This is a genomic window from Micromonospora sp. DT47, assembly GCF_049844475.1.
In the GTDB taxonomy this organism is placed as follows: domain Bacteria; phylum Actinomycetota; class Actinomycetes; order Mycobacteriales; family Micromonosporaceae; genus Micromonospora.
This window is the reverse complement of record NZ_JBNCLC010000006.1, coordinates 177,019-196,174: the sequence shown is the minus strand read 5'-3', so window position 1 is coordinate 196,174 and position 19,156 is coordinate 177,019. Positions and strand designations below refer to the sequence as shown.

Below are 19,156 nucleotides of genomic sequence, written 5' to 3'. Positions count from 1 at the left end.
CGTGCGTACCCTGGTCGAATTCGCGCGACGGCCGCGCGTCCCCGTGCGGCGCTCCACCCGGATCGGGCTGGTCCCGGCCCTGGTCGTCGCGATCGTGCTCACGGCGGCCGTCGCCAGCCTCGGCTGGTGGGGCGACCACCGCGCCAAACAGCGGGACACCGCCGTACGACAGGCGCTGGCCACGGCGCCCGCCGCAGCCAAGGCGATCTTCTCCTACGACTACCGCACCTTCGACGACAGCGTCGCCAACGGCCGCACCTTCGCCACGGGCCCGTTCGGCGCGGAGTACGCGCAGACCACGTCGGCGTTGAAGCAGACCGCCGCCAAGCAGCAGGCGGTCGTGGCCGCGGAGGTGTCCGCGACGGGCGTGGTGACCGCGACCGCCGAGCGGGTCGAGTTGCTGGTGTACCTCAACCAGTACCGGCGCAACGTGAACACGGCCGGGGAGAAGGTCGACCAGAACCGGGTGGTGCTCACCCTGGTCCCGGTCGACGGGGAATGGAAGGTCGCCAAGGCCACGGCCATCTGACGCGGTGACGACGCCGGCGGCGCCGCTGCTAGTCGCGGCTCCGCCGTCCGACGTATCGCCCCGCCGAGTCGGTGATTTCCCAGAACTCCGCCGGGAGTTGGGTGATGACGTCGTCGTAGTCGCCGGGCGGGATGGCCTCGCGGAGGGTGTCGAACACCGCGCGCATGCCGGCCTGTGCCAGCGCCCCATCCACCTCGGCCCGTCCGCTGACCTGCTGGACGAACACGTCGAGCCCGAAGCGCTCGGCCTTCTCGCGGGGCGCGAACGCGTAGGCCCGCAGTTCGTCGGGAAGTCGGGCGGACAGGTCCCGCGCCTCGCCCCCCTCGATCCGCTCTGCCAAGGTCGTGAGCGTGGCGCGCGTGATGGCGGTCGCCTGTTCGGTCGACGTGCTCAAGCGTTTCGCCACCGAGTCGATGAACTCGCTGTTGTCCACCTTCGGGGCCTTTCTCTGCGACGGATAGCGGCGTCTACCCGCGTGCCGGCGCGGCAAACGGCGACCAGCGGGACATGGCTGTCCGCCGTTGACGTGGCGAGCCGGACGGTCCGTCGTGCCAGTTGCTGATGCTGGCGCTGGTGGGGGCCGGCGGGTTGGTGGGCAGCAGCCACGGGCGGATCGGCGGCCGGATCGCGTCACGTGCGGCAGGATGGGCGGATGTCCGTGCTGTCCGCGTTGCGCCGCCCGATCGTCGCCGCTCCGATGGCCGGCGGTCCGTCCACCCCGGCGCTCGTGGCGGCCGTCTCCGCCGCCGGTGGGCTGGGTTTCCTCGCCGCCGGGATGATCGACACCGAGCGGCTGGTCACCGACATCGCCGAGGTGCGGGCCCGCGCCGACCGGCCGTTCGGGGTCAACGTCTTTCTCCCCGGCGCCGACGTGGTGGACGAGGCCGCCATCCAGGCGTACGCCGACCGGCTCGGCCCGGAGGCCCGGCGGCGTGGGGTGACGCTCGGGGAGCCGGCCGGCGGCAACGACGCGTACCCGGAAAAGCTCGCGGCGCTGCTCGCGGACCCGGTCCCGGTGGTGTCCTTCGCGTTCGGGCTGCCCGACAGGGCGGCGGTGGCCGCCCTGCGCGAGCGGGGCACCGAGGTCTGGGCGACGGTCAACCGGCCGGACGCTGCCGTGGCGGCGGCCCGGATCGGCGTGGACGCCGTGGTGGTGCAGGGCACCGAGGCCGGTGGGCACCGCGGCGGCCAGCCGGACGACGACGACTACGCCCTGCTGCCGCTGCTGCGGCTGATCGCCGCCGGCTGCGACCGGCCGCTGGTGGCCGCCGGCGGTATCGGGGACGGCCCCGGGGTGGCCGCCGTGCTGACCGCCGGCGCCACGGCCGCGCAGCTCGGCACGGCGTTCCTGCGCTGCCCGGAGGCGGGCAGTTCGCCGATGCACCGGGCGGCCGTCGCCAGCGCCGCGCCGACCGCGCTGACCGGGGCGTTCACCGGCAAGCGGGCGCGCGCCCTCGTCAACGACTTCCTCCGCCGGCACGACCGGTCGGCACCGGCCGGCTATCCGCAGGTGCTGCACCTGACCCGGCCGCTGCTGGCCGCCGCCCGGCGGGACGGGGACGCCTCGGTGGCGAATCTGTGGGCCGGCCAGGCACATCCCCTGGCGAGGGAGCTGCCGGCGGCCGAGTTGGTGGCCGAGCTGACCGCCGGCGCGCGGGCCGCGCTGGCAGCGACGGCCGAACGGTCGGCCCGCTGGGACTGAGTCCCGCCGATCGGACCAGCCGACGGCGCGGGAGCCAGGGACGTCGGTAGCGGACGCCCGGACCGTCGCGGCGAGGTCTCCCGGTGGTCCGGTGAACGAAGCTGCGGATCCGCCCGTACCGTGGGATTTGTCGTCCCGGACCGGGCCGCCGTGACCCGGTCGCACCGGCGGTGCCTCCCGCGCCGCAGGCCTGATCGCGCCGCTGGAGCGCGGCGACGGGCGAAGCCGGATGGGACGAGGGGCGAGGTGGCGGCGCGGTCATGACCGACTATGGGCACGAGCTGATCTTCGGCGGCTTCCTCACCCCCGACGCCGGGCACCCCGAGCAGGTGGTCGCCCTCGCGAAGCTCTGCGAACAGGTCGGCCTCGACCTCGTCACCTTCCAGGACCACCCCTACCAGCCGGGTTTCCTGGACACCTGGACGCTGATGTCGTACCTGGCGGCGGCGACCAGCCGGATCCGGCTGGCCGGCAACGTGCTGAACCTGCCGCTGCGCCAGCCGGTGGTGCTGGCCCGCAGCGTCGCCAGCCTGGACCTGCTCAGCGGCGGCCGGGTCGAGCTCGGCCTCGGCGCGGGCGCGTTCTGGGAGGCGATCGAGGCCAACGGGGGCCGGCGGCTCAGCCGCGGTCAGGCCGTGGACGCGTTGGACGAGGCGATCCGGATCATCCGGGAGGTGTGGGCCGCCGACCGACGGGGCGGGGTCCGGGTCGACGGCGAGCACTACCGGGTGGTCGGCGCGAAGCGCGGGCCCGCCCCGGCGCACCCGGTGGGGATCTGGGTCGGCGCGTACAAGCCGCGGATGCTGCGGCTGGTCGGACGGGCGGCGGACGGTTGGCTGCCGTCGCTGGCGTACCTGCCCAAGGGGCCGGCGGAGCTGGCGGACCTCAACGCGCTCGTCGACGAGGGCGCCGAGGCGGCCGGGCGGGACCCCTGGTCGGTGCGGCGGCTGCTCAACCTCTCCGGGCGGTTCACCCGCTCCGGGTCCGGCTTCCTGACCGGGCCGCCGCAGCAGTGGGTGGAGGAGCTCACCGGTCTCGCCCTGGACCACGGCACCTCCGGGTTCATCCTCGGCGCCGACGACCCCACCGCGATCCAGCTGTTCGCCGAGGAGGTCGCGCCCGCGGTGCGGGAGCTGGTCGCCGCCGAGCGTGCCGAGCCGGGCACCCGGGCGAAGGCCGTCGAGGAGCAGCGCGAGGCGGTGGAGGCCGGCGGTTCCACCGCGCTCGCCGTCACCCCGACCCCCGATCCGGGCGTACGGCCCAGCGCCGGCTTCTACGCCGGGCAGGTGTGAACCGGCGAGCCGGCCTGACGGCGACGTGATCTCCGCAGCCCACAAGGCGGCCAAATCGGTGGTTACCGGATGACGACCGGGTTTGCTGGCTACCGTATGGGCGGAGTCGGTCAGCGGCGAGCGGCCCGGACGGCGAGTCCGGTCGGCCAGGCATGGAGTGCTGGCCAAGATGGCCGATCGCTGGAGGCGATACCGGTGACGATGGAAGCAGAGCGCGTCCTCGACGAGGAGCAGCTCACCCAGTTGGGTGAGCTTGCTGCCCAGCTGCGGGTGGACGCGATCCGGTGCAGCACCAAGGCCGGATCCGGCCATCCGACTTCCAGTCTGTCGGCCGCCGACCTGTTGGCGGTGCTGATCTCCCGGCACCTGAGGTACGACTGGGCCGACCCTCGCGGTCGCGCCAACGACCACCTCATCTTCTCCAAGGGCCACGCCTCGCCCCTGCTGTACGCGGTCTTCAAGGCGGTGGGTGTGGTCACCGACCAGGAGCTGGTCGAGACCTACCGCCAGTTCGGGTCGCGTCTGCAGGGACATCCCACGCCGGCGCTGCCGTGGGTGGACGTCGCGACGGGTGCGCTCGGTCAGGGACTGCCCGTCGGCGTCGGGATCGCGCTGGCCGGGCGGTATCTGGATCACCTGCCGTTCCACGTGTGGGCGCTGTGCGGCGACAGCGAGACGGCCGAGGGCTCCATCTGGGAGGCGCTGGACAAGGCCGGCCACTACGGGCTGCGGAACCTCACCGCGCTCGTCGACGTGAACCGGTTCGGGCAGCGGGGGCCGACCGAGTTGGAATGGGATCTCGACACCTACCGACGGCGGGTCGAGGCGTTCGGCTGCCAGGCGATCGTCATCGACGGCCACGACCTGGTCGCGATCGACGAGGCGCTGGGCCGGGCCCGGCAGTCGACCGGTCCCACGGTGGTGCTCGCCCGGACGGTGAAGGGCAAGGGAGTACCCGAGGTCGAGAACCAGCCGGGCTGGCACGGCAAGCCGCTGAAACCCGATGTGGCCGAGCGGGCCGTCAACGATCTCGGCGGGGTACGCCAGATCCGCGTCACCGGGCCGCAGCCCGAGCCCGCCCCGCCCGCTGGTGCCCCTGCCGGTCAGCCGCCCCAGTTGCCGCGGTACGACAGGGGGGCGAAGGTGGCCACGCGGAACGCGTACGGTGATGCGCTGCGCGCGCTGGGCTCCCGGCCGGACGTGGTCGCCCTCGACGGCGAGGTCAGCGACTCCACCCGCGCCGACAAGTTCGCCAAGGCGTACCCCGACCGGTTCTTCGAGATGTTCATCTCCGAACAGCAACTGGTCGCGGCGGCGGTCGGGCTGCAGGTGCGCGGGTACCGGCCATTCGCCTCGACCTTCGCGGCGTTCCTCTCCCGCGCCTACGACTTCATCCGGATGGCCGGCATCTCCCAGGCCGACATCGCCCTGTCCGGCTCGCACGCCGGGGTGGAGGTCGGGGCGGACGGTCCCTCGCAGATGGGGCTGGAGGATCTCGCCGCCATGCGCGCCGTACAGGGGTCGACGGTTCTCTATCCCAGTGACGCCGTGTCCTGCGCCGCTCTCGTGGGGCAGATGGTCGACCGCAAGGGCATCAACTACCTGCGCACGACCCGAGGCGGTCACCCCGTGCTCTACGATAACGACGACACCTTCCCGGTGGGCGGTAGCAAGCTGCTCCGCGGCGGCGACGACGACCGGATCGCGCTGATCGGTGCCGGGGTGACCGTGCACAACTGCCTCGCCGCCGCCGACGAACTGGCGGGCGAGGGGGTTAACGCGCGGGTCATCGACCTCTACTCCGTCAAGCCGCTGGACCGGGATCGGCTGCTCGACGCCGTCCGGGACACCGGCGGCCGGCTGGTGGTGGTCGAGGACCACTACCCGGAAGGTGGCCTCGGGTCGGCCGTGCTCGAGTCACTGGCCGACCTGGCCGAGCCGGTGCGGGTGACCCACCTGGCGGTACGCGGGCTGCCCACCTCGGGGACACCAGCCGAGTTGATGGACCAGGCAGGGATCGGGGTGGGCGCCATCGTCGCGGCGGCGCGCGCCGCGCTGGCCGGGAGCCGCTGACGACAGCCGTTCGGGGGCATCACAGGCCCGCGCACGGGTTGCCGTCCACCGTGCATCCTTCGGGTGCGTTGGTGAGCAGCTCGGGGTCGCGGACGTCGAACCGGAATGTGTGCGGCCGTCCGGCCGGCCCGGTGAAGGTGACGGCCTGCCCGTCCTGCCGCCAGTCCGCCCCGCTGACGTTGGTGACCGTGCCGCCCTGCGACAGGGTGACGATCACCGTCCAGTCCTGCGCCGCGGCGCTGGCCGAGTTGTCGACCACCACCTCGCCGGTGTAGCCGAGGAGCCGCGTGGACACGGTCTGGTAGCGGGCAGCCACCGGCGGGGCGGGTGGCGGGTTCGAGGTCGGCGTACCTGAGGGCTTCGCTGTGAGGCTCCGGCTCGGGGCGGCGATGCTCGTGGTGGCCGTCGGCTTGGGGCGGGAGGGGGTCGCCCGGGGCGAGTGGCTCGGGACGCTCCTGGCGGTGGGTGCCGGCGGCAGCGGCAGCACCGGATCCGGTCCGGCGGTGCGCTCTGGATCGGCCGGCAGCACGGCCCATCCCGCCATCCCGGCAGCCAGAACGACGCCGGCCAGCACCGCGATCAGCACCAGGAGGCGGCTGCGGCCGACCGGCGTGATCACGTCGCCGGACACCTCGGTCACGGGGAACTCGGCCGTCGTTGCGACCCCGCCGGCGGGCAGGTCGACCTGCTGGAAGGCCAGCCAGTCGAGGATGGCGGGCAGCCGTCCCGTCAGCGCCTGTTGGTAGTACTGCTCGCGGCCCAGGCGCTGCTCGGGGGACCAGGTGCCGCGCTCGAGGGCCTCGCTCACAGACAGCCGGCAGCCCCCTGCGGTGGGGGTGATCGCGCACGTCAGCCGAGTACGCCGGTCGCCCTCACGGCACCGCAGCGCGATCAGTTCCGGCGCCCGCCGGTCGGTAACCTCCGCCTCGACGGCGGCGTCGTAGCCGGGCAGCCCCGCCGTGCGCAGCAGCAGCCGCCCCGGCGCGCCCGTCACCACCTCGGCGTCGGTGAACCAGTGGGCGAGCAACCCTCGGTTCGTCAATACATGCCAGACCCGGTCGGAAGGGTGGGACAGGTCGGCCGCGGCATGGATCTCGATCACGCCGGGACTCTACGGGTCGCACTGATCTGATCGGGACCTCGACTCCGCCCGGCGAGCCCCGCCCGGTTCGTAGGATCGCTGTCATGCCGCTGATCGTGCAGTTGCTGGCCTCGCCCGTGCACCGCTACGTGGGCCGGCCCGCCGACGGTCCGGCCCCGGCCCCGCCCGGGGAACTGGTCGAGGAAATCCGGATCCGGGCGGGCCTCGGCATCGTCGGCGACCGGTACTTCGGCAAGGCGGCGCACCGCGACGCGAGCGTGACCGTGATCGCGCAGGAGTCGTTGCCGCCCGGCGCCGATCTGGTGCAGGTCAGGCGCAACGTCCTCACCTCCGGCATCGCCGTGGACGAGCTGGTCGGGTCCGTGCTGATCCTGGACTCGGGGCAGGGGCCGGTCAGCCTGCGGGTCCGTCGGCCGGCGAATCCCTGCGCCTGGATGGACGTCACGGTCGGCCCCGGCGCCTGGAAGGCGCTGCGCGGTCGGGGCGGTGTCCGCTGCACGCCCCTGACCGACGGCACCCTGCGGGTAGGCCCGGTCGAGGTCACGATCGACAACGGGACGACGGCACCGGGCGACCGGCCGCACCGCTGAGGCGTCGACGGCTGCCGCCACGGTGGCGCCGACCCGCCGCGTCACCCGGGCCCGTGTCGCAGCCGACGCGCCAGGTAGAGCAGCGCGCTGGCCGCGAAGAGCGCCCCGCTGACCGCCAACCACCGGCCCAGCAGCGGCCGGGGCGCCAGGCCGGTCGCCGAGGCGTAGGTGCCGTCGCCCAGGCCCAGGATGCCGGGTAGGGAGACCAGGAAGAGCAGCCCCGCGCCGAGCGCCGGCACCCGCACGTGGTTCAACGCCGACGGCCCGCCCCGCCGGCCCAGCGCGGCGCGCAGCACCCGGTCGACCGACGCGTACACCGGGAAGAGGACCAGGTCGTGGGCGACCACCGCGCCCAGGAACCAGAGCAGCATCCGGCCCGCCGCCGGCTCGCCGGCCAGCCGCAGCGCGATCCAGCCGGTCACCGCGAAGCAGCCCAGCAGGAGCACCAGGTGCCAGGGCGCAGCCCCGTACGCGCGCCGGAACTCAGTCATCGGCCCGCCCGTCGAACGCGATCTCGCGTACCCATTTGGTGCAGTGCACCCCGGGCAGCGCGGGCACGATGATCCGGGCCGGGAAACCGTGGTCGGGGGTGAGGTCGACGCCGTTGACCCGCAGGGCCAGCAGCGCGTCGGCGTCCCGCACCTGGTTGCCCTGGAGGGTGGCCTGGTGGAACAGGCCGGAGCGTTCCAGCGACCGCACCCGCGCCGCGGCCGGGTCGGTCGTCCCGACCAGCGCGGCGAGGTCGCGCAGCCGGACCCCGGTCCAGGTCTGCGACGTCGACCAGCCCTCCACGCAGGCGATCGGCAGCGTGGCGGTGTGCTGCGCCATGGCGAGCAGCCGGTCGCGGTCCAGCTCGACGGTGCGACCACCACCGCGCACGGTCAGCCGCCACCCCGGCCCGGTCTGGTCCGGCGTGACGCCGGCCGCGGCGACGCTGCGGTTGACCGGGAAGCCGGTGGGCCCGTCGTCGATCCGACGGCCCCGGGGCAGCAGCAGCGCGGTGCGGCGCAGCGCCCCGTCCAGACTCTGCCCGACGGTCAGCGCCGCCAGCAGCAGCGACCCGCCGCCGACCAGGGCCAGCACCCCGCGCCGGCTCATCGCGGCCGGGCCGGGCCGGGGGGCCACCAGGCCGTCCGGATCCGCCGGCTCCGGCCGGGTCCGCTCCACCGGGGTACGCCCGAAGCCCGGTCCCCGCAGCGCGGTGACCATCCGGGGCAGCTTGATCGCCACGTGGGTGACCAGGGCGGCGGTGAAGACCCAGGCGCCGAACCAGTGCGCCGTGTAGAAGTCGAAGCCGAACAGGTACGCGTACTGGATGTTGAGCAGGCCGGTGACCGTCTGGAAGAGGATCCCGCCGACCAGCAGCAGCAGCGACAGCCGCTCCAGCACCTGGGCGACCGAGCGGGCCGGCGGCCAGTCGAAGAGCTTCGGCACCACCGACCAGAGCTTGCCCAGCACCACCGGGACCAGCACGATCCCCAGCGTCACGTGCAGCCCCTGGGTGACCCGGAACAACCAGGCCGGCCGGGTCGGCCAGTCGAAGACCGGCGGGTGCAGCCAGCCCACGTCGCGCGGGAGCGCCTGGTCGAAGCGGGGGCTGTAGGCGATCCAGTCGAGCAGCCCGGTGACGATCACCAGTGGCAGGGTGGCGAGCAGCACGGCGCCGAGCACCGAGGTCAGCCAGGGGCCGCGTACCGGGCTGCGCCAGGCGTGCGTCGCCGCGTCGACGCCCGGCGGCCGGTGCCGGTCCAGTCCCCGCCACAGCCGCGCCGGGAAGGCGTACCCGCCGGCCCCGGCGCCCGGCGCGCCGGGTGACCGTCCGGGGGCGGCGGACCGGTCGGCGCGGCCGGCGGACGGGCCGCCGCCCGGCTCCGGCCGTCCGGCCTCCTGGCCCGGCTCCGGCCGCCCGGCCTCCCCGTCGGGTGCCGGGCCGACCGGTGGCGGCGGGGGGCTGACGGGCACGGCACCTCCTGCGGACGACGGCGGCGAGCCGGGCCGCGCGGCACGCTCCGCGCTTCGGGCCCTCGTCCAGGACGCTAGACGCCGGCACCGCCGGTCGGTCCGCTTTGCCGCATTACCGAAGGCTTACCGCCTGTCCCTTACGGACCGCTGACGTCCGCCCCGAACCCGCCCGCGGCGTCCCGCGGTGCCCTAGCGTGACGGGAATGCGGGTACTGGTCACCGGCGCGGCCGGTTTCGTCGGATCGCAGATCGCCGACCTGCTGGTCGCCGAGGGGCACGAGGCGGTGTGCCTGGACGCCCTGTTGCCCCAGGCGCACGGCGGTGACTTGCCCGCGTGGTCGCGGCGGCACGCCCCGGTGATCGGCGACGTGCGCGACCCCGGACTGCTGGACCGACTGCTGTCCGGGGTGGACGCGGTCTGCCACCAGGCGGCGATGGTGGGGCACGGGCTCGACCCGTCGGACGCCCCCGACTACGCCAGCCACAACGCCTACGGCACCGCGGTGCTGCTCGCCGCGATGCACCGGGCCGGGGTGTCCCGATTGGTGCTGGCCAGCTCGATGGTGGTCTACGGCGAGGGGTGCTACGCCTGCGCCCGGCACGGCGTGGTCCGTCCCGCCCCGCGCCGCGCCGCCGACCTGGCCGCCGGCCGGTACGACCCCACCTGCCCGGAGTGTGCCGGCACGCTCACCCCCGCCCTGGTTCCCGAGGACGCCCCGCTCGAGCCGCGCAGCACGTACGCGGCCAGCAAGCTCGCCCAGGAGCACCTGGCTGCGGCCTGGGCCCGGCAGACCGGGGGCGGGGTGTGGGCACTGCGCTACCACAACGTCTACGGCCCCCGGATGCCCCGCGACACCCCGTACGCCGGGGTCGCCTCGATCTTCCGCTCCCTGCTGGCCGACGGCCGGCCGCCGAGGGTGTACGAGGACGGCCGGCAGCGCCGCGACTTCGTCCACGTCTCCGACGTGGCGCGGGCCAACCTGCTGGCGCTCACCACTGCGGCCCCGGACGGCCTGGTCCCGGTGAACGTCTGCTCCGGCGAGCCGCACAGCGTCGGGGAGCTGGCGATCACGCTGGCCCGGGCGATGGGCGGGCCGGCGCCGGTGGTGGTCGGCGGCGCGCGGGCGGCCGACGTCCGGCACGTGGTGGCCGACCCGGCCCGGGCCCGGGAGCTGCTCGGCTACACCGCGCGGGTCGGCTTCGTCGACGGGGTGACCGCCTTCGCCACCGACCCGCTGCGCGAGCCCGCCGCGGTCGCCGTCTGACCCGGGCACGGGCCGCTCACGAGGCGGTTCGACCGGGGACCGCTCACGAGGCGGTTCGACCGGGGACCGCTCACGACACGGTGAAGAGCAGGTGGTTGACGGCGAGGGCGGTGAGCGCCTGCCCGGCCAGCCACCAGCGGCGGGCCGGCGCGGGCAGGTGCGCGGCGGCGACCAGCAGCCAGACCGCGAACGGCAGCCAGATCCGTTCCACCTCGGCCTTGCTCATCCCGGACAGGTCGGCGGCGAGCACCGCCAGCGCGGCGGCGGCGGGCAGCAGCACCGTCGGCCCCGGGCCCCGGACCCGCTCCGGGAACGGCGCCGGCCGCCACCTCGCCCGGGCCGCCAGCAGCGCGCGCCGCAGGGCCGGCCCGAGCACCGGGCCGGCCGAGAGCAGCAGCGCCGCCAGGTTGGCCCAGATCCAGTAGCCGTACGGGCGGTCGGCCGCCCAACCTTGGTAGTAGCGTTCGACGACCCGGTCGTACCCCTCCCACCAGCGGAAGCCGGCCAGGACGAACCCGGCCACCACGGCGGCCACCCCGGCCGCCGCGGCGAGCAGCGCGGCCCACCGGCGGTCCCGGCGCAGCGCGAGTACGGCGAGCGCCAGCGCACCGACCAGCACGAACCCGTACGACAGGTGCAGCGCGAAGCCGAGCAGCAGCCCGCCGGCCAGCGCCGCGACCGGTCCGCGGACCGCCAGCAGGGCGAGCCCGGCGGCCACCACGCCGGTGAAGATCGCGTCGCCGGACGCGCCCAGCCAGACCGCGCCCGGCAGCAGCACCAGGAACGGCAAAACCGCCCGGGCCGCGTCGGCGGCCCCCAGTGCCCGCAGGGTGACCGGCACCGACACGGTGACCGTCGCCCCGACCAGCACGCAGAGCAGCGCCGCGGCGGTGCCGCCGCCCAGGCCGATCCGGTCCAGTCCGACGAAGACCAGCAGGGCGCCGGGTGGGTGGCCGGCGGTATGGGTGGACCAGGAGTCCGGCTGGAAGTCGAGGATCCGGTCGGTGAAACCGGCCAGCATCCGGGGAATGTCGACCACCCCGGGCACCTCGTGCAGGTACTCCGCCTGCGGGGTGAGCCGCCGGGTCAGCCCCGCCGACCAGCCGTCGACCAGCGCCAGGGCCAGCGTCCAGGCGACCGCCGCCAGCCAGCCGGCGGCCAGCAGCGAAACCCACCGGGCGGTCCGCGCCCAGCGCATCCCCGGTCCGAGCACGGTCAACGCGACCAGCAGCGCCAGCGGGGTGCCCCAGCCGGCGTGCGGCCGCCAGGCGGCGTAGAGCGGCGCGGCGTCCGCGTGCAGGCCCACGCCGCGCCGGTTGAGCATCGCCCCGACCAGCACCGCGGCGGCGAGCAGCGCCGCCTCGACGGCCAGCACGGCCAGGTCGCCCCGGTCCCGGGTCGACGCCCGGTCCGCGGCGGGGGAGCGGGGGAGGGAGGGTGCGGGTCTCATGACGACCGGACGATAAGGCGCGGGCCGGCCGCCCGTCAGCCGAACCGCCTGCCCGTCACCGGACGGTAAGAAATGCCTGCTCGGTAAGGGTTCCGTAAGGCCGATCGGGGCCGGCGCGGCCGGGTCCGGTCTTAGCGTCGGCGGTATGCCGACACAGATCGACGTGGTGCTGCCGTGCCTGGACGAGGCCGCCGCCCTGCCCGGCGTGCTGAGCGCGCTGCCGCCCGGTTACCGGGCGATCGTGGTGGACAACGGCTCCCGGGACGGCTCGCCGGAGGTGGCCGCCCGGCACGGCGCCCGGGTGGTCCGTGAGCCCCGTCGGGGCTACGGCGCGGCCGTGCACGCCGGGATCGAGGCCGCCGACGCGGAACTGGTCTGCGTGCTCGACGCCGACGGCTCGTTCGACCCCCGGGAGCTGCCCGCCCTGGTCGCCCCGGTGGCGGACGGCAGCGCCGACCTGGCCGTGGGCCGCCGCCGGCCGGTGCGCGCGGGGGTCTGGCCGTGGCACGCCCGGGCCGGCACCGCGCTGGTCGCCGCGCTGCTGCGGCAGCGGGGCGTGCCGCTGCGGGACCTCAGCCCGATCCGGGTGGCCCGGCGGGAGGCGCTGCTCGCCCTCGGGGTCACCGACCGGGCCTTCGGGTACCCGCTGGAGCTGCTGATCCGCGCCGCCGCCGCCGGCTGGCGGATCCACGAGCGGGACGTCGCGTACGCCCCCCGCGCCGCCGGCACCCGCTCCAAGGTCTCCGGCTCGGTACGCGGCACGTTCCGCGCCACCCGCGACTTCGCCGCCGTGCTGCGCAGCGTGGACGGTCGACGGTGACCGTGCTGCTGGTGGTGGCCAAGGCGCCGGTGCCCGGTGCGGCCAAGACCCGGCTCTGCCCGCCCGCCACGCCCGGACAGGCGGCCCGGATCGCCGCCGCTGCCCTGCGCGACACGCTCGACGCCGTCGCCGCCACCCCGGGCGTGACCCCGGTGCTGGCGCTGGCCGGCCGGCTCGCCGACGCCGAGGACGGCGTCGACCTGGCCGCCGCCGTCGCAGGTTGGCCGGTCCTGCCGCAGCGCGGGAAGGACTTCGCCGCCCGGCTCGCCCACGCCCACGCCGACGTGGCGGCGGCGTACCCGAAACGGCCGGTGCTCCAGATCGGCATGGACACCCCGCAGCTGACCGCGGCGCGGCTGGCCGGGGCCGTACGCCGGCTCGGTGCGGCCGACACCGACGCGGTGCTCGGCCGGGCCGCCGACGGCGGCTGGTGGGCGCTGGGCCTGCGCGACCCCCGGCACGCGGACGCGCTGCGGACGGTGCCGATGTCCACCCCCGACACCGGGCGGCTCACCTGGACGGCGCTCGCCGAGCGCGACCTGCGGGTCGGGCCGCTGCCGGTGCTGCGCGACGTGGACTCCTGGGCCGACGCGCTCGCGGTGGCCGGCGCGGTCCCCGGCGGCCGGTTCGCCCGGGAGGTCGCCGCGCTCCGGCGCATCCTGGTGGTCGGGGGCCGGCGGTGACCGTCGACGGCTTCGCCACCGCGCTGCACGACCGGGACGCCGGCGCGCACTGGCTGGTGCACGCCGACGGGGCGCGCAGCCGGCTGCCGGTGGACCGGTGGCACGGGCCGGCCGAGCCGGCGACCGAGCCGGTGGTTGCCCGCTGCGCCGGCCCCACCCTGGACCTGGGCTGCGGGCCGGGCCGGCTCACCCTGGCGCTCACCCGCGCCGGGCTGGCCACGCTCGGCGTCGACGTCTCGGCCCGGGCGGTCGGGTTGACCCGGGCGCGCGGCGCGGTCGCCGTCCAGGCCGACCTGTTCGACCCGCTGCCCGCCGAGGGGCGGTGGGCGCACGCGGTGCTGCTCGACGGCAACATCGGCATCGGCGGGGACCCGGTGGCATTGCTGCGCCGCTGCCGGGCGCTGCTCCGCCCGGCCGGCACTGTGCTGGTCGAGCTGGACCCGCCCGGCACGGGCATCTGGCAGGGGCAGGCGCACGTGGTGTCCGGCCGGGACCGGGGGCCGAGCTTCCGCTGGGCGCGGCTGGACACCCGGGCGGTGCACGCCCCGGCCGCGACGGCCGGCCTCGCCGTCCGTGAGGTGTTCCCCGCCGGCCGGCGCTGGTTCGCCGAGCTCGGCACGACCGCGGTCGGGTGACGGGGAGGGAACGGAGGTCGGTTCGCCACCTACCGTGCGGCGTCCGGCGCCTGGTTCGCGGCTGAGTCGCGGGAGACGCCGGGCGGCCCGACCTGGCCGGGTCGCCCTACGCGCTCGCCAGGGGCAGCCGGACGACGAACCGGCAGCCGCCGGAGACGTTGCGTACCTCGACCCGGCCGCCGTGCGCCTCGACCAGACCGCGCACGATCGCCAGGCCCAGCCCGCCGGAGCCCTCGACCCCGCCGTTGCCCGGCCGCGGGGTACGGGCCGGCTCGCCCCGGAACGCCACGTCGAAGAGCCGGGGCAGGTCCGCCTCGGGGATGCCGCCGCAGGTGTCGGCGACGGCCAGCCAGGCGCCGTCGCCGTCCCGGCCGGCGTCCACCCGCACGGTGCCGTCCTCCGGGGTGTAGCGGACCGCGTTGAGCAGCAGGTTCCCCACCACCCGAGCCAGCTCCGGCTCGCTGGCGGTGACCGTCGGCCAACCCGACTCGGCGGCCACCAGCCGGATCCGGCGGGCCGCGGCGAGCGGTGCGGTGCCGGCCAGCGCGTCGGAGACCAACTCCCCCAGGGGTACGGCCGACAGCGACAGCCGCAGCGCCCCGGCGTTGATCCGGGAGAGCTCGAACAGGTCGTCAACCAGCCGGGTCATCCGGTCGGTCTCCACCCGGATTCGGCAGTGGTACTCGCCGACCGTGGCCGGGTCGGCGACCACCCGGTCCTCCAGCGCCTCGGCCATCGCCCGCAAGCCGGCCAACGGCGTCCGCAGGTCGTGCGACACCCAGGCGACCAGGTCCCGGCGCCCCTTCTCGATCCGCCGTTCCCGCTCCCGGGCCTGGTCGGTCCAGACCGCCGCGGCCGCCAGCCGCCGCCCGAAGAGCCAGCCGACCGCGAGGCTGACCACCGCCGCCGCGGAGACGGTGATCAGCACGACCTCCAGGTCGTGCGGGGAGAGGAACATCGCCTCGGCGATCACCGCGACGCCGGCCACCACCGCCGTGACGGTCATCGCCAGCAGGACGGAGATGTGCGCGGTGATCGACCGGCCGCGCAGCAGCCGCAGCGCGCCCGCGCCGAGCAGCCCGACGCAGCAGGCCGCGCCGAGCGCCGCGCCGAAGATCAGGGCCAGGTCAGCCATCGACCGGCTCGTACCGGTAGCCGACGCCCCAGACCGTGACGATCCGTCGCGGGCTGGCCGGCTCGGTCTCGATCTTCTCCCGAAGCCGGCGCACGTGCACGGTCACCGTGGACTGGTCGCCGAAGCGCCACCCCCAGACCCGTTCCAGCAGCTCGGCCCGGCGGAACGCCCGGGCAGGGTGGCGCATCAGGTACGCCAGCAGGTCGAACTCGCGCAGCGTGAGGGCCAGTTCCCGGCCGTGCAGCCGGGCCACCCGGGGGCCGGTCTCCACGGTCAGGCCACCGTCGGTCAGCACCTCCGGCGCCGCGCCCGGCGGCCCGCCGCCGGCCCGGCGCAGCACCGAGCGCACCCGCAGCACCAGCTCGCGCGGGGAGAAGGGCTTGCTCAGGTAGTCGTCGGCACCGAGTTGCAGGCCGAGGATCCGGTCGGCCTCGTCGCCGCGCGCGGTCAGCATCACGATGGGTACGCCGTCCGGCCGCTCGCGCAGCCGCCGGCACACCTCCAGCCCGTCCAGCACCGGCAGCATCAGGTCGAGCACCACCAGCTGCGGCGGCGCGGCGGCGACGGCGGCGAGCGCGGCGGCCCCGTCCCCGACGTGGTCCACCCGGTAGCCGGCGTGCTCCAGGTAGCGGCACACCACGTCGCTGACCGTCCGGTCGTCGTCGACGACCAGCACCCGTTGCGCCACCTGGGTACCTCCCCCCCTCGTGCCGGCCAGCGTAGCCGCGCGCCGGACGGGCGCAGGGGCGTGGAAACCTTGCGATGTCCTTACGGCCCCCGGGGTGGGCGGCCGGCGGTCAGCCGGCGCGGACGGTGGCGCCGGACCGTTCCTCCAGGGCGGCCATCAGGCCCTCCCGGGCCCGCGCCACCCGGGACCGGATGGTGCCGACCGGGCAGTCGCAGACCTGCGCCGCCTCGGCGTACGACAGGCCGAGGATCTGGGTGGCCACGAAGGCCTCCCGGCGCTCGGCGGGCAGCTGCCGCAGCAGCGCGTCCAGCACCACCGTGTTCTCGAACCGGGCGGCCGCCGGTGGGTCCCAGGCGTCCAGGGCGACGGTCGTCGGCCGGCGTGCGGTGGACCGGAGGTGGTCGGCGGCGACCCGCCGGGCGATGCCGAACAGCCAGGTCCGCGCGGTGGAGCGGCCGGCGAAGCGGGGCAGCCCGCGGATCGCCCGCAGGTAGGTCTCCTGCACCAGGTCGTCGGTCTCCGCCGAGGCGAGCAGGTGGCGCAGGAACCGCCAGGTCTGCGGCTGGGTGGCCCGGACGAATGCGGCCAGGGCCACCGGGTCGCCCCGGCCCGCGGCGAGCGCCCACGCCGTGACCTGCCGGTCGTCCTCGTCCACCACGTCCCGCCCCTCGTCGCCGCACCCACCCTTTACGACGTAGCGTAGTAGATGGGGAGTCCGCCTCGACCGGTGGTACGGACGGCGCGCCCGACCGGTTCACCGCCTCACCCCTCGGTGCAGCGCTCCGACAGGGCGTACCGCACCAGCACCACGTCGCCGATCTGGCGGACCTCCGCCAGCCGGGCCCGCCGGCCGGGGTGCCAGGGGAAGGCCCCGTCGCCGACGAACCGGGGTGCCCGGGGGTCACCGACGAAGAACGGGGCGACCACCAGGTGCAGCTCGTCGGCGAGCCCGGCGGTGAGGAACTGCGCGTGCACCGTGCCGCCGCCCTCCACCATCAACCGCCCCACACCCCGGCCGGCCAGGTCGGCCAGGGCCCGGGCCGGGTCCAGCGGATCGCCCGCGTCCACCACGGTGGCGAGCCCGTCGAGCAGCTCGGCGGTCTTCTCCACGGCCGGGCTGGCGCAGTACACGATCCGGTCGGCGTCGCCCACGGTGAAGAACCGGGCGGCCGGGTCCAGCTCGCCGCGGGCGGTCAGGGTCACCTTCACCGGTGACGGGGGCAGTCCACGCGCCTCGCGGGCCGCGCGGAGCCGCTCCGAGCGGATCACCAGCCGTGGGTCGTCCCGGCGGACGGTGCCGGCCCCCACCAGGATCGCGTCGCAGCCGGCCCGGACCGCGTCGATCCGGGCCAGGTCCTCCTCGTTCGACAGCAGCAGCCGCTGCTCGGTGGCGTCGTCGATGTACCCGTCGATCGAGGTGGCGCAGCTGAGCAGCACGTACGGCCGGGCGGCCATCGTGGCCACCTGCGGGACCGCCGGCGCGGCCGGTACGACGCCCATCTCAGTTCAGCGACGGCTGGTCGACGGACCGGGTGGCCGCCCGGCTGGCCTTGGCCGCCAGGTAGTCGGCGTTGGCCGGGGAGAGGTACACCGCGGTCGGCACCACCTCGGTGACGGTCACCCCGAGCCGATCCAGCTGGTCGGCCTTCTCCGGGTTGTTGCTGAGCAGCGCGAGCGCACCGACGCCGAGCACCGCGAGCATCTGCGCGGCGGCCCGGTAGTCCCGCTCGTCCTCGTCGTGCCCCAGCGCCACGTTGGCCTCGTAGGTGTCCAGGCCGGCGTCCTGCAGCGCGTACGCGTCGAGCTTCGGGTAGAGGCCGATGCCGCGTCCCTCCTGCCGCAGGTAGAGCAGGAAGCCGCCGGCGCCGGCGATGCGCTCCACCGCCTCCCGCAGCTGCGGGCCGCAGTCGCAGCGCTGGCTGCCGAAGACGTCCCCGGTCAGGCACTCGCTGTGCGGGCGGACCAGCGGCGCCGCCCCGCCCGCCGCGTGCCGGTCGAGCGCGCCCGCCCAGTCGCCGAGCCCGAACGCCAGGTGCTCCCGCCCGTCCACCAGCCCGTCGAAGGTGAAGACCCGGGCCGTCGTGGCGTACCCGTCGGGTAAGCGGAGGGGAACCGTGACCTGGGTGCGGACCGTCGCGACCGGCAGTGCTTCGTGCATGTGTCTCCTCCGTCAGGCGCTGCCGGCCAGCCCGGCAGCGGGGACCGGTGAGGAACCACCCGGGTTCCTCACCGTACGGGCCGTCGCACCCTGCCGCAGGCCGGACGGGCGCCGGCGGACGATCAGGACGGCGGCGCCGGGCAGCGCGGCGATCAGCACCAGCGCGCCGTACACCAGCGCGGTGGACACCCCCTGGGCCGCACCGAGGCCGGCGGCGCCGAACGCCCAGGCAGCCACCCCTTCGCGCGGGCCGAAGCCGGCGACGTTGGCCGGCAGCCCCATCGCCAGCAGCGCCAGCAGGGTGAGCGGCACCAGCGCCGACAGCGGCGCGGTGGCGCCGGCGACCCGGGCGGCCAGCACGAAGGTGGCCAGGTGGCCGGCGACCACCACCACGGAGGCGGCCAGCACCCCGGGCGCGGTCCGGGCACCGAGCAGGCCGGCCCGGACGTCGGCCGCGGCGGCCCGCAGCGCCCGCGCCCGCCGGGACGGCCCGGACCGGGGCAGCGCCCGCAGCAGTACGACGAGCACAAGGGCGACGACCACCGTCGCCGCGGTCAGCGCCGGTAGGTACGGCCGCACCGGGGACGGCAGGGCGAGCAGCAGCACCACCGCGAGGGCCGCCTGCACGACCTGCCCGGCGGTGCGTTCCCAGACCACCGCCCGGATGCCCCGACCGACGTCGCCGGCGTCCCGCCCGTGCCGCACCGCTCGGTGCACGTCGCCGAGCACCCCGCCGGGCAGCGTCGCGTTGAGGAAGACCGCCCGGTAGCAGTCCGCCACCGCGGTGCCCAGCGGCAACCGGATCCCGAGCCCCTCGGCGACCAGCTTCCACCGCCACGCGCAGCAGACCGTGGTGAGCGCGCCCAGCGCCAGCGCCGCCCCCACGGCGGGGGCGTCGATCCGGCGCAGCCCGGCCACCACCGGGCCGGTGCCCAGCCACCAGAGCAGTCCCGCCACCAGCGCGACGCCCCCGAGGTGGCTCACCCGGGCCCAGCTCGGGCTGGCGGGGGCGGGGGACGAGTCGGCGGCGGTCACGCGGTTCCTCCTCGGCGGACGTCTCCTTCCTTCACGT

At 75.8% G+C, this 19,156-nt stretch carries 20 protein-coding genes; 9 read left to right on the top strand and 11 right to left on the bottom strand.

Features of this window, described 5'->3' with window-relative positions:
• Window position 1 precedes the first annotated feature (1 nt).
• Window positions 2-529 (top strand): hypothetical protein, encoded by a 528-nt coding sequence (locus tag ACLQ2U_RS12125; RefSeq protein WP_425750693.1) that lies wholly within the window; start codon window positions 2-4, stop codon window positions 527-529.
• Between the two features lie 28 nt (window positions 530-557).
• On the opposite strand, the gene ACLQ2U_RS12120 is transcribed toward ACLQ2U_RS12125, so the two are convergent.
• Window positions 558-962, bottom strand: a complete 405-nt coding sequence (locus tag ACLQ2U_RS12120) for a DUF2267 domain-containing protein (RefSeq protein WP_425750692.1) — start codon at window positions 960-962, stop codon at window positions 558-560.
• Window positions 963-1,181: 219 nt separating this feature from the next.
• On the opposite strand from ACLQ2U_RS12120, the gene ACLQ2U_RS12115 reads away from it, so the two are divergent.
• From ACLQ2U_RS12115 to ACLQ2U_RS12105, 3 genes are all read left to right on the top strand, one after another.
• Entirely contained in the window at window positions 1,182-2,231 is a 1,050-nt protein-coding gene (locus ACLQ2U_RS12115) for an NAD(P)H-dependent flavin oxidoreductase (RefSeq protein ID WP_425750691.1), read from the top strand.
• A 260-nt stretch (window positions 2,232-2,491) separates the two neighbouring features.
• Complete coding sequence (locus ACLQ2U_RS12110) at window positions 2,492-3,523, top strand: LLM class flavin-dependent oxidoreductase (protein ID WP_425750690.1); 1,032 nt, start codon at window positions 2,492-2,494, stop codon at window positions 3,521-3,523.
• A gap of 201 nt (window positions 3,524-3,724) precedes the next feature.
• Entirely contained in the window at window positions 3,725-5,596 is a 1,872-nt protein-coding gene (locus ACLQ2U_RS12105) for a transketolase (protein WP_425750848.1), read from the top strand.
• Window positions 5,597-5,615: 19 nt separating this feature from the next.
• Here ACLQ2U_RS12105 and ACLQ2U_RS12100 read toward each other — a convergent pair whose 3' ends face one another.
• Complete coding sequence (locus ACLQ2U_RS12100; RefSeq protein WP_425750689.1) at window positions 5,616-6,698, bottom strand: SRPBCC family protein; 1,083 nt, start codon at window positions 6,696-6,698, stop codon at window positions 5,616-5,618.
• An 83-nt stretch (window positions 6,699-6,781) separates the two neighbouring features.
• On the opposite strand from ACLQ2U_RS12100, the gene ACLQ2U_RS12095 reads away from it, so the two are divergent.
• Window positions 6,782-7,288: a molybdenum cofactor biosysynthesis protein gene (locus ACLQ2U_RS12095; protein WP_425750688.1), complete on the top strand. Its 507-nt coding sequence runs from the start codon at window positions 6,782-6,784 to the stop codon at window positions 7,286-7,288.
• Between the two features lie 41 nt (window positions 7,289-7,329).
• On the opposite strand, the gene ACLQ2U_RS12090 is transcribed toward ACLQ2U_RS12095, so the two are convergent.
• The gene (locus tag ACLQ2U_RS12090) at window positions 7,330-7,779 is read right to left on the bottom strand and encodes a hypothetical protein (protein ID WP_425750687.1); all 450 of its coding nucleotides are present in this window, start codon (window positions 7,777-7,779) and stop codon (window positions 7,330-7,332) included.
• Entirely contained in the window at window positions 7,772-9,052 is a 1,281-nt protein-coding gene (locus ACLQ2U_RS12085) for a molybdopterin-dependent oxidoreductase (protein ID WP_425750847.1), read from the bottom strand. Before ACLQ2U_RS12085 ends, ACLQ2U_RS12090 begins: the two co-directional genes overlap by 8 nt.
• Window positions 9,053-9,453: 401 nt before the next feature.
• Here ACLQ2U_RS12085 and ACLQ2U_RS12080 point away from each other — a divergent pair, with 401 nt between their 5' ends.
• Window positions 9,454-10,515: an NAD-dependent epimerase/dehydratase family protein gene (locus ACLQ2U_RS12080; protein ID WP_425750686.1), complete on the top strand. Its 1,062-nt coding sequence runs from the start codon at window positions 9,454-9,456 to the stop codon at window positions 10,513-10,515.
• Window positions 10,516-10,585: 70 nt separating this feature from the next.
• Here ACLQ2U_RS12080 and ACLQ2U_RS12075 read toward each other — a convergent pair whose 3' ends face one another.
• Window positions 10,586-11,965, bottom strand: coding sequence for a hypothetical protein (locus ACLQ2U_RS12075; protein WP_425750685.1), 1,380 nt, complete (start codon window positions 11,963-11,965; stop codon window positions 10,586-10,588).
• Between the two features lie 145 nt (window positions 11,966-12,110).
• On the opposite strand from ACLQ2U_RS12075, the gene ACLQ2U_RS12070 reads away from it, so the two are divergent.
• From ACLQ2U_RS12070 to ACLQ2U_RS12060, 3 genes are read left to right on the top strand one after another with little or no spacing between them, the layout of a single operon-like run.
• The gene (locus ACLQ2U_RS12070) at window positions 12,111-12,785 is read left to right on the top strand and encodes a glycosyltransferase family 2 protein (protein WP_425750684.1); all 675 of its coding nucleotides are present in this window, start codon (window positions 12,111-12,113) and stop codon (window positions 12,783-12,785) included.
• Window positions 12,782-13,468, top strand: a complete 687-nt coding sequence (locus tag ACLQ2U_RS12065; RefSeq protein ID WP_425750683.1) for a TIGR04282 family arsenosugar biosynthesis glycosyltransferase — start codon at window positions 12,782-12,784, stop codon at window positions 13,466-13,468. Before ACLQ2U_RS12070 ends, ACLQ2U_RS12065 begins: the two co-directional genes overlap by 4 nt.
• A complete protein-coding gene (locus ACLQ2U_RS12060) occupies window positions 13,465-14,103 on the top strand; it encodes a class I SAM-dependent methyltransferase (RefSeq protein WP_425750682.1) in 639 nt (212 codons plus the stop codon). The genes ACLQ2U_RS12065 and ACLQ2U_RS12060 overlap by 4 nt, the downstream gene beginning before the upstream one ends.
• A 106-nt stretch (window positions 14,104-14,209) precedes the next feature.
• On the opposite strand, the gene ACLQ2U_RS12055 is transcribed toward ACLQ2U_RS12060, so the two are convergent.
• The 6 genes from ACLQ2U_RS12055 to ACLQ2U_RS12030 form a co-directional block, all read right to left on the bottom strand.
• A complete protein-coding gene (locus ACLQ2U_RS12055; RefSeq protein WP_425750681.1) occupies window positions 14,210-15,238 on the bottom strand; it encodes a sensor histidine kinase in 1,029 nt (342 codons plus the stop codon).
• Window positions 15,231-15,926 (bottom strand): response regulator transcription factor, encoded by a 696-nt coding sequence (locus ACLQ2U_RS12050; RefSeq protein WP_425750680.1) that lies wholly within the window; start codon window positions 15,924-15,926, stop codon window positions 15,231-15,233. The genes ACLQ2U_RS12055 and ACLQ2U_RS12050 overlap by 8 nt, the downstream gene beginning before the upstream one ends.
• Window positions 15,927-16,035: 109 nt before the next feature.
• The gene (locus ACLQ2U_RS12045) at window positions 16,036-16,584 is read right to left on the bottom strand and encodes a sigma-70 family RNA polymerase sigma factor (RefSeq protein ID WP_425750679.1); all 549 of its coding nucleotides are present in this window, start codon (window positions 16,582-16,584) and stop codon (window positions 16,036-16,038) included.
• A 104-nt stretch (window positions 16,585-16,688) separates the two neighbouring features.
• Window positions 16,689-17,381: a RibD family protein gene (locus tag ACLQ2U_RS12040; protein WP_425750846.1), complete on the bottom strand. Its 693-nt coding sequence runs from the start codon at window positions 17,379-17,381 to the stop codon at window positions 16,689-16,691.
• 46 nt (window positions 17,382-17,427) lie between these two features.
• Window positions 17,428-18,084 (bottom strand): GTP cyclohydrolase II, encoded by a 657-nt coding sequence (locus ACLQ2U_RS12035; protein ID WP_425750678.1) that lies wholly within the window; start codon window positions 18,082-18,084, stop codon window positions 17,428-17,430.
• 12 nt (window positions 18,085-18,096) lie between these two features.
• Window positions 18,097-19,119 (bottom strand): lysylphosphatidylglycerol synthase domain-containing protein, encoded by a 1,023-nt coding sequence (locus ACLQ2U_RS12030; protein WP_425750677.1) that lies wholly within the window; start codon window positions 19,117-19,119, stop codon window positions 18,097-18,099.
• Between the last annotated feature and the right edge of the window lie 37 nt (window positions 19,120-19,156).